Raw genomic sequence first — 6,593 nt, 5'->3', positions numbered from 1 at the left:
CCACTAGCACCGGCCGCACAAACTTGTATTGGCAATAACGTCCGACGTGACAGTTTTCAATACCACGCTACGCGCTCTCCCCTACGGATATCCGTCAGCGCAGACTCACGCCCTCGAATTCTCCTTACCTCACCAGCCACCCGAAGCAAAGGAAGTATCTGACCTTGTACCTACGTCAGAAGCGAGGCTTGCCGCGCTCGCTATCAAATGAGACATCAGCGGCACAACGTCATCGATGGAAAATTGCGCCAATATCGTCTTTTCACAAACATTGACTTAGCATCCCGCTCGAGACGCCTCATATCGAGCCAATCATCTTGGAAACGTCAGTTTTTATTCAACGACAACACATTGAGACCACGGACATCTTTTCTGAGAACCAACAAAACGTCCCGCAGCAACCATCCCGCCCCTCATCCCCCGTACCGGTATTCGTCAAACCAACTGTACCGGTACTGTACAGAAAACCGTCGCTAAACTGACCTCCATCCCAGTCCAGAACCGAATGGAGAATCCGCGATGGAATTCCTCACCCTGAGCGCGCTGCCCGCCGGCATGCTGTTCGCGCTCGTCACGACGATCACGCCCGGCCCGAACAACACGATGCTGCTCGCGTCCGGCGTCAATTTCGGTTTCCGCCGCACGATGCCGCACCTGTTCGGCATCAGCATTGGCGTCGCGATCCTGATGCTCTGCGTCGGCTTCGGGCTCGGCGAGGTATTCAAGCGCGTCCCGCTGCTCTACACGATCCTCGAAGCCGCGAGCGTCGCGTACCTGCTGTACCTCGCGTGGCGCATCGGCACGTCGGGCGAAGTGAAAGCGCATGGCGGCAAGCCGCGGCCGATGACGTTCATCGAAGCCGCCGCGTTCCAGTGGATCAATCCGAAGGCCTGGATGATGGTGCTGACCGCCGCAACGACGATCCGCCTGTCCGCCGACTATGGGATGAACGCCGCGTGGATGGCCGTCGTGTTCATCCTGATCGGCTTCCCGTGCATCAGCCTGTGGGCCGCGTTCGGGCTCGGCCTGCGCCGCTTCCTGTCGAATACCCGCGCGCTGCGCATCTTCAACGTGACGATGGCCGTGCTGCTGATCCTGTCGCTGTACCCCCTCATCGCGCATCTGTTGGCGTAGTGAGCGCTCACCGCGCGCCCGTTGAGATTCGCCCGATGCAGGCGTACCCTTTTGGTACGGGCGCGCGCAACCGCTTGGCCGGTTGCGCCGCTGCTGCCGGGAGAGTGCTGATGAAGCCATTGCTGAGGGCGGGCGAACACATCGAGGGGATGCACTGGATCGCCGAGTATCACCCGCTCACGCACGAGATTCGCGTGCTGCGCGAAGACATCGAGATCGGCATCTACGGCGCGCCGCCGACGATGTTCGGCGAAGAGGAAGAGATGGGCGCCGCGAACCTCGCCGATCATCGCAGCCGGGAGGCCGCGCTGCGCGCGTATCTGCGCAACTTCGTGAAGAAACACGACGCGGAAGAATAGCCGGCGGCCCGACGGCCGCCGTATCGACGGGCCGGCGCATCGCACCGGCCCGCGCTTCGCTCAATGCCCGAGCGATTCGATCTTGCCTGCCGGCTGCGTCATGCCATGCGGCCGCGCCATCTGCTTGATCAGCAGCGCGACACACGCGAGCAAGCCCGCGACGGCGATCGTCGCGAACACGCCCGCGAACGAGAAATGCCGGCGCGTCAGCTCGGCGACGAGGAACGATCCCGCAATCCCGCCGAAGCGGCCGACGCCGAGCATCCACGCGACACCCGTGCCGCGCCCTTCGGTCGGGTAAAACGCGGCCGCAAGCGCCGGCATCGACGATTGCGCGGTGTTCATCAGCACGCCGGCCACGAACACGACCAGCACGAGCAGCCCGACGTTGCCGGCCGCCTGCCCGATTGCATAGACGCTCACCGCCGTCAGCGCGTAGCACACGGCAATCACGCGGTTCGCGTTGAAGCGGTCCATCAGCACGCCGCAAAGCACCGCGCCCACGCCGCCGAGCGGGAACAGCGCGGAGATCAGCGTCGCGCTCTTCGGCGTCAGGCCGGCATCCTTCAGCAGGATCGGCATCCAGTTGATCGACGCGTAGAAGATCACGAGCCCCATGAAGTACGCGAGCCACAGCATCACCGAGCCGACGATGTACGAGCGCGACAGCACGACGCCGAGGCCCTTGCTGCCGGTCTGCGGCGCGGCTTCGGTCATCGCGAACGAGCCGGCGTTCAGCGCATCGCGCGAGATGCGCGCGAGCGTCGCGCGGATCTTGTCGACGGCTTGGCCGTTGGCGACCATGAAGCGCACCGACTCCGGCATCTTCAGCAGCAACAGCACGCCAAGCAGCAGCGGCGTGACGCCGCCGAGGATCAGCACGCTGCGCCAGCCGAAATGCGGAATCATCCACGCGGCCAGGAAACCGCCGAACGCGGCACCGAGCGGGAAGCCGCAGAACATCAGGTTGATCACGGTCGCGCGGCGCTTGTCCGGGCAGAACTCGCCCATCATCGTGACCGCGTTCGGCATCGCCGCGCCCAGCCCGACGCCGGTGATGAAGCGCAGGATCGTCAGGTGCCCGATCGTCGTCGAGAAGGCGGACATCAGGCACGCGACGCCGAACAGGAATACCGAGCAAAGCAGCAGCGAGCGGCGCCCGAGCTTGTCGGACAGCGGGCCCGACACGAGTGCGCCGCACGCGAGGCCGAACAGCGCGGCGCTCAGCACCGGTGCGAGATCAGGTTTGGTGAGGTTCCATTCGCCGAGCAGCGACGGCGCGATGAAGCCGATCGCGGCCGTGTCGAAGCCGTCGAGCAGCACGATCACGAAACACATGAGGAATACGAGCCATTGAAAACCGCCGAACGGCTGCTCGTTGATGAAGGTCTGGACATCGACCACGGGTGTGCGATTCATCGCTTGTCTCCTGTGTCGATCCAAGTTAGCGCTTCAGCGCTTACTTGGATCCCATGCTATGCGGTCGATCCAAGTTGGCGCTTTAGCGCTTACCTGGATCCCATGCTACGCGGTCGATCCAAGTTGGTGCTTTAGCGCTTACCTGAATCCCATGCTCCGCGGGCAACCAGTGTTGGCGCTTCAGCGCTTGCTCTGGTCCCATGCATAGCCAATTTGTTTATAAGCGACGCGGCCTCGGAACCGCGTCTTGCCTTTGTTCGCGCACCGGCCACCCGGTGCACCGCGCGCCGATACTCTGCCGGCGCGTTCATTCATCGTCGAGGCCCGCCAACCTATCAGCGAGCCTCGACGCAACTTCGCACTACAGCCGGCACTTAACCGGCCGCATCCTGTTCCTTGAAGATCCTGTCCGCGAGATGGAACGCGGAATTCGCGGCCGGCACGCCGCAATAGATCGCGGTCTGCAGCAGCACTTCCTTGATCTCGTCGCGCGTCACGCCGTTGTTGCGCGCCGCGCGCAGATGCAGCGCCAGTTCCTCGCCGCGGTTCAGCGCCACCATCATCGCGATGGTCAGCAGGCTGCGCGTATGGCGCGGCAGGCCGTCGCGCGTCCAGATCTCGCCCCACGCATAGCGCGTGATCAGGTTCTGGAATTCCTCGGTCACCTCGGTGCGGTTCTCGAGCGAACGGTCGACGTGCGCGTCGCCGAGCACCGCACGGCGCACCTTCATCCCTGCTTCGTAACGTTCCTGGTCATCCATCGCCGGTGCCTCACGCGGTCAGGAAATCGAGCAGCGCGCGGTTGAAGCCGTCGGTGCACTCGATGTTCGAAATATGCGCGGCGTCGAATTCAACGTGCTGCGCGCCCGGAATCGCAGCGGCCAGTGCGCGGCCCTGGTCGGGCGGCGTCGACATGTCCTTCGCGCCGGTCACGACGAGCACCGGCAGCGCGATACCCTTCACTTCTTCGCGCAGGTCGGCTGCATTCAGCGCGTCGCAGTTCGCCGCATAGCCGTCCTTGTCGGTATGCACGAAGGTGTCGCGGATCGCATCGAACAGGCGCGGCTCGCGCTCGACGAACGCGTCCGTGAACCAGCGCGGCAGCACGGCATCGGCGAGCGCGGCCATCCCTTCGGCACGCGCCTTCTGCGCGCGCGGCGCCCACACTTCCGGCGAACCGATCTTCGCGGCGGTGTTCGACAGCACCGCGCGAACGATGCGCGACGGGAAGCGTGCGGCGAGCGCCGCGCCCGTCAGCCCGCCCATCGAGATCCCGCAGAAATGCGCGCGTTCAATGCCGACGTGGTCGAGCAGGCCGATCACGTCGCCCGCGAGCTGGTCGACCGTGTATGAGCCGGCCGGCGCTTCCGAATGGCCGTGGCCGCGCGTGTCATAGCGCAGGATGTTGAAGTGCTGCGTGAGCGGACGGATCTGCGGCGCCCACATCTGCAGGTCGGCGCCGAGCGAGTTCGAGAAGACGAGCCACGGCGCGTCGTCGCGCGCGGCACGGTCGATCCGGTAATGCAGTTTCACGCCGTTGACAGTGGCGAAAGGCATCAATGTTCTCCTGGTGATTGCGCGCCCGCGTGCAGCGCGAGCACGGCGTCGACGTAGGCCTGTGCCTCGCCGACGTAATGAGCGGGATCGAGCAGCCGCGCGAGTGCGTCGCGCGACAGGTGCGCCGATACGGTCGCATCGGCGGCGAGCACGTCGAACAGCGTCGCGCCCGTGCGCACGGCTTCCTTCGACGCCTGTTCGACGACGTGATGCGCGTCGAGCCGGCCGATCTTGTCGCCGAGCGCGAGCATCACCGCTTCGCCGAGAATCAGCCCGCGCGTCAGGTCGAGGTTCGCGGCCAGGCGCTCGGTGTTCACGTCGAGGCCCGCGACGATCTGCGCGATCTGCACGAGCGCGCCGCCGGTCAGGCGTGCGAGATCGGGCAACGCGTCCCATTCGGCCTGCCAGCCGCCGAGCGCGCGTTCGTGTTCCTGAACCATCCCCGCGAACACCGTCGCGACGAGGTTCGGCGCACGCACGGCAGCCGTCAGCACGGCTGCGCAGCCGACCGGGTTGCGCTTGTGCGGCATCGTCGACGAGCCGCCCTTGCCGGCGGCGGCCGGTTCGCCGAGCTCGCCGACTTCGGTCTGCATCTGCAGCGACACGTCGCGCGCGATCTTGCCGAGCGTACCCGTCAGCATCCCGAAGCAGGACGCGGCTTCCGCAATGCGGTCGCGCTGTGTGTGCCACGGCACGGCCGGTACCGCGAGCTTGAGGTCCGCCGCAAGCGCGGCCGTGACGCCGGCCGCGTGCTCGCGCAGGCTCGCGAGCGTGCCGGCCGCGCCGCCGAACTGCAATACGAGCGCACGCTCGCGCAATTCGGCGAAACGCGCGCGATGGCGCAGCAACGCGTCGAGCCATTGTGCGAATTTCAGGCCGAGCGTGATCGGCAGCGCCTGCTGCAGCCACGTGCGGCCGATCATCGGCGTCGTGCGATGCGTGCACGCGAGTGTCGCGAGAGACGCGCACGCTTCATCGAGCTGCGGTTCGAGCACGTCGAGCGTGTCGCGCAACTGCAGCACGGTAGCGGTATCGATGATGTCCTGGCTCGTCGCCCCCCAGTGCACGAACTTCGCGGCCTCGGGGTCATCGGCCTTCACCTGTGCGGTGAGCTGCTTGACGAGCGGAATCGCGAGATTGCCGCCGAGCGCCGCGCCGTGCGCGAGTGCGTCGGCGTCGAGCCGACTGGCGTCGCACGCGCGTTCGATCGGCGCAACCGCGGCGGCGGGAATCACCTGCTGCGCGGCGAGCGCACGCGCAAGCGCGGCCTCGACGTCGAGCATCCGCTGGATCGTCGCGCGGGGCGACCAGATCCGGTTGAGCGGCTCGGTGCCGCAGATGAGGGAGGTCAGGCGGGCGCTGTCTTCGAGCATGGCATCAGATTGGGGAAACGGCGTGCGCCTATTGTCCACCCAAGCGTGCCGGCATGCGCGCGAGCGCACGCGCCGGCACGCTCGCGGTTCAGGCAGCAGCCTTTTGCGTCGCGTCGATCAGCGGCACGCCGGTCAGCTTCTGCAGTTCGTCGAACGACAGGTCGGTGAAGATCTCGCTCACCGCAAGGCCATCGGCCGTCACGTCGAGCACCGCGAGATCCGTATAGATGCGGCTCACGCATTGCACGCCGGTGACCGGATACGAGCACTGCGCGACGATCTTGCTTTCGCCCTGCTTCGTCAGGTGCTCCATCATCACGAACACCTGTTTCGCGCCGATCGCGAGATCCATCGCACCGCCGACCGCCGGAATCGCATCGGGCGCACCCGTATGCCAGTTCGCGAGGTCGCCGTTGGCCGACACCTGGAACGCGCCGAGCACGCAGTAGTCGAGGTGGCCGCCGCGCATCATCGCGAACGAATCCGCGTGATGGAAATACGCGCCGCCGGTCAGCAGCGTCACGTGCTGCTTGCCGGCGTTGATCAGTTCGTCGTCTTCCTCGCCGGGCGCGGGCGCCGGGCCCATGCCGAGCAGGCCGTTCTCGCTGTGCAGGAAGATTTCCTTGCTCGGGTCGAGGTGGTTCGCCACCAGCGTCGGCACGCCGATGCCGAGGTTCACGTACGCGCCTTCGGGGATGTCCTGGGCGACGCGCTTGGCCATTTCATCGCGGGTCAGTCGTTTCATCTGGAT

7 protein-coding genes are annotated in these 6,593 nt (G+C 65.8%); 2 read left to right on the top strand and 5 right to left on the bottom strand.

The window, feature by feature from the left end; translation table 11 throughout:
- Positions 1 to 519 precede the first annotated feature (519 nt).
- Complete coding sequence (locus JYJ84_RS03045; RefSeq protein ID WP_175223551.1) at positions 520 to 1,134, top strand: LysE family translocator; 615 nt, start codon at positions 520 to 522, stop codon at positions 1,132 to 1,134.
- Between the two features lie 110 nt (positions 1,135 to 1,244).
- A complete protein-coding gene (locus tag JYJ84_RS03040; RefSeq protein WP_122948416.1) occupies positions 1,245 to 1,493 on the top strand; it encodes a hypothetical protein in 249 nt (82 codons plus the stop codon).
- A gap of 60 nt (positions 1,494 to 1,553) precedes the next feature.
- On the opposite strand, the gene JYJ84_RS03035 is transcribed toward JYJ84_RS03040, so the two are convergent.
- From JYJ84_RS03035 to JYJ84_RS03015, 5 genes are all read right to left on the bottom strand, one after another.
- Positions 1,554 to 2,912 (bottom strand): MFS transporter, encoded by a 1,359-nt coding sequence (locus JYJ84_RS03035; RefSeq protein ID WP_122948415.1) that lies wholly within the window; start codon positions 2,910 to 2,912, stop codon positions 1,554 to 1,556.
- A 374-nt stretch (positions 2,913 to 3,286) separates the two neighbouring features.
- Positions 3,287 to 3,673, bottom strand: a complete 387-nt coding sequence (gene pcaC, locus JYJ84_RS03030) for a 4-carboxymuconolactone decarboxylase (RefSeq protein ID WP_175223552.1) — start codon at positions 3,671 to 3,673, stop codon at positions 3,287 to 3,289.
- Positions 3,674 to 3,683: 10 nt separating this feature from the next.
- Entirely contained in the window at positions 3,684 to 4,469 is a 786-nt protein-coding gene (pcaD, locus tag JYJ84_RS03025; RefSeq protein WP_175033643.1) for a 3-oxoadipate enol-lactonase, read from the bottom strand.
- Positions 4,469 to 5,842, bottom strand: coding sequence for a 3-carboxy-cis,cis-muconate cycloisomerase (locus tag JYJ84_RS03020; protein WP_175223553.1), 1,374 nt, complete (start codon positions 5,840 to 5,842; stop codon positions 4,469 to 4,471). The genes pcaD and JYJ84_RS03020 overlap by 1 nt, the downstream gene beginning before the upstream one ends.
- A gap of 88 nt (positions 5,843 to 5,930) precedes the next feature.
- Entirely contained in the window at positions 5,931 to 6,587 is a 657-nt protein-coding gene (locus JYJ84_RS03015) for a CoA transferase subunit B (RefSeq protein WP_089431929.1), read from the bottom strand.
- Positions 6,588 to 6,593: the final 6 nt, after the last annotated feature.

Source organism: Burkholderia sp. LMG 13014 (assembly GCF_905232215.1).
In the GTDB taxonomy this organism is placed as follows: domain Bacteria; phylum Pseudomonadota; class Gammaproteobacteria; order Burkholderiales; family Burkholderiaceae; genus Burkholderia.
Note: the sequence above shows the minus strand (reverse complement) of the source record. Positions and strands in the feature narration are given on the sequence as shown.